2 protein-coding genes and 2 pseudogenes are annotated in these 3,084 nt (G+C 32.5%); 1 reads left to right on the forward strand and 3 read right to left on the reverse strand.

The features are described 5' to 3' along the window. Positions 1-7: 7 nt before the first annotated feature. Complete coding sequence (locus AACQ49_RS06610; protein WP_161778947.1) at positions 8-1,213, reverse strand: hypothetical protein; 1,206 nt, start codon at positions 1,211-1,213, stop codon at positions 8-10. 318 nt (positions 1,214-1,531) lie between these two features. On the opposite strand from AACQ49_RS06610, the pseudogene AACQ49_RS06615 reads away from it, so the two are divergent. Further along, positions 1,532-1,681, forward strand: a pseudogene (locus AACQ49_RS06615) (transposase); the annotation flags it as partial. A 177-nt stretch (positions 1,682-1,858) separates the two neighbouring features. On the opposite strand, the pseudogene AACQ49_RS06620 reads toward AACQ49_RS06615, so the two are convergent. Both AACQ49_RS06620 and AACQ49_RS06625 read right to left on the reverse strand, forming a co-directional pair. Continuing rightward, positions 1,859-2,026, reverse strand: a pseudogene (locus tag AACQ49_RS06620) (isocitrate/isopropylmalate family dehydrogenase); the annotation flags it as partial. A 437-nt stretch (positions 2,027-2,463) separates the two neighbouring features. Further along, positions 2,464-3,084 (reverse strand): hypothetical protein (locus AACQ49_RS06625; protein ID WP_161778949.1); only part of this gene is annotated, 621 nt, incomplete at its 5' end.

Here is a 3,084-nt window from a genome sequence, read left to right on the forward strand (position 1 = left end):
AATACCGCTATTCAATTAAAATTGCTACATTAATTGCCCCTGTATATTTATTGGCTTTGATATTGCCATTAGCACAAAGGTTAAAAATTATGTTTTGTGTAAAACTCTTCATATTTTGTTGCGCTAGTTTATTACTACCGACGAGTCGCAAGGCCTCTTGTGCATTGGCTTGACAAATACTTGATTGTGCAGATTTTAAAGAAGCCACCACATAAGGCAGTGTGGTGATATTTTCAGTGCTACTGGTGGATAGCTCCATCCCTGTTTCACTGCCTGAGACTAAATTATTAAAAGGGCTCAGGGTGAGATAGATATTTTTATTAGCATAAGGGCAATTGACACTGATACTGGCTAAATTATCTGCTAATTTAGTGGGTGTTGCATAATTTTTCGCGATTTGAGTCGGAAACTGAATATTGGTAGACGTTTGGGGGATAACGTCACAGGCTTTGAGTGCTTTAATATTCACATTATCCATTGAACTTAATAATGTTTTAGAATCTACAGAAGAACCTGGACTAGTGCTAATGTTGGCATAAAATTTTGAACCATCACGCATGGCATATTCACCGGCCTCTAATGGCCCGATGGCATACGCGGAATAACTGGATATTGTTAATGTTAACGAATGAACTTTATCACTACCATCTACGTATCGTGCTGAGAAAAAATCACTATTGCCTTGTCTGGGCAAAAGACCCCAACTTAATTCATTAGAATTAGAGGAAAAATTATTATACATATTTGTCATAGCGGTGGTTTGGGAACGACTAAATGAAAATGAAGCATTCTCATATGTGCCATTAGCTCTTTTATAACGCAATGTACCATATCCACTGGGTGCTAAAACAATAAAGGCCCCTTTGGGATTGCTTTTATTGTAGATAGCCACACCCGCTCGTCCAATTTCAGAGTAAAAAGGTATTGGTTGTACCACTAATTGATAAGGCTCCCACCGAAAACTTATATAAGGTGTATTCGCCTCAAGCACTGACCTTACCATCCCATAATTTTTCGTTGTTGAACCAACTGGCGGAGTGACCTCCCCTAAATAACCTGTTGAGCCAATAGGAACGGATAACTCTAACGCATTAGCGGAATGAAGGAATACTATTGGTATCAAGAATAACGATAAACCGTATCCCCCTATTTTTTTTATCATTGATGGACACATCGAATTTCGATATTTTGTCGAAAGCACTCTTTTATTCACGTGTATCTCCAGCATTAAAATAAAAACAATGTAAACATATATAAATGATTATAAAATAATAATATCACTTTTAAATATGATTACATCAGCTATTTCATTATTTTAAGATAATTAAAAATAAAAATAGAAAAACAAATCAAACCATTCATTAATAGATTATTGAAATTAGAATAAGTAGCCTATTTACAACAAAAATTTTAATTAAGAAATAAAAAATATTTATTTATTATAATTAATTAAATTTAGGGATTATTTGATCTACTTTAATCAAACAGGGCACTTTAATAATGGAATATAATCTAACTATAGAAGTGTTAAATGAAAAAACGAACAAACAGTGTTTATACTACTGGATTTAAGCAAGAAGCGGTCGCATTAGTCAGCGAACAAGGTTATAGCGCTCCAAAAGCGGCAGGTTTTTTAGGGATCACCGATAAATTACTTTATAGCTGGAAAGCAAAATTAGACGCTGAGTAATCAGGTAACAACTTGAACGCCAAAAATTAGATAAAAATCGTGATTTAATTGCTCAAATTTCAGGTGGTTTTGATAACTCGTTTTGATAACTTTTTGATAACCATTTCAAAATTGACAATAAAAAACGGGAACTAATAAGCTCCCGTTAACTATTTATCAAATCAACAATTACATATGTTTAATAATCACGTCACCGAACTCGCTACATTTCAGCAGTTTAGCGCCGTCCATTAGACGTTCGAAATCATAAGTAACGGTCTTCGCTTCGATTGCGCCTTCCATACCTTTAATGATTAAGTCAGCGGCTTCTGTCCAACCCATGTGGCGTAGCATTATATAAATCAGCCATTATTAACTATTTGTTTATTAAGGCATATTTACTCTTAATAGACTTAAAAGACAGTGATTATGCATTTTTATAACTAGTTGATTACCATAATGCTTTTATTGGTTTTGATAACCACTAATTAGGGCTGTAAACATGACTTAGTGAGTATTCGAAACATTAGCTAGAAAAATGGGAATAAGTTCTGAATTAAGAATATGGTACAAAACCATAAAAGACTAGGAATTTCTCAAAAGCATTATGATAGATATGATTATTTTAGAGAAAAACGAGAAACGCTTAATACATGGTGTGAAAAACTCTCATTACTTAAAAAATTATAATTATTTTTATCCATATAAACCTAGACTATGATTTTTTAAAAAGCCTCAGCTAAGAGGCTTTTGATAAATAAAACTAACTAAAATAGCTATACATCACTCTAATATTAATTCTGTTTTTCTGCTGCTAATACACCTACCCATGACTCCGCTTTTGTAGTTCCTAAAATATATTTGTGATCATCTATATTTTCTGCAGAATTAACAAATTGAATATCCATTGCTGCTCTATCATTAGGAATAATACCATTTGATACATGCTGAGTAGGTGTTATTACTAAACTTTTAGTATCACCATCTATTTTAAATAATTCATTATTACCTATACGTGGGTTATTTTCAGTAATAACACCTTTAACTATACCATTAGTATAATTCATTGTAATGTCTGCTGTTCTAACTACTGCGTTTATTTGATCAGATCTATGATCTAAGGGACCATACACAAAACCATCTTTTTTACTATACACAGCATTTAAATCATTAGGTACATTTTCAGCAATAAGGTCTTTTTCAATAGAATAAATATAAGAAGCATAACTTGCTGTTCTCTCAGCATCTAATTCTATTCGATACCCATAATATCCAACATCACCCAATAAACTAAATTGATGAGAATCGCCTTTATCTGTTACGAAAGTAATTATTTTTTCCTCACTAGATAAATAATTCTCATATGGATCTTTTGAACCTTCAATATTATAAACAGGAATATTTTCTTTCCCATA

The sequence above is a fragment of the Proteus sp. G2675 genome, from assembly GCF_963886535.1.
Classification (GTDB): Bacteria; Pseudomonadota; Gammaproteobacteria; order Enterobacterales; family Enterobacteriaceae; genus Proteus; species Proteus mirabilis.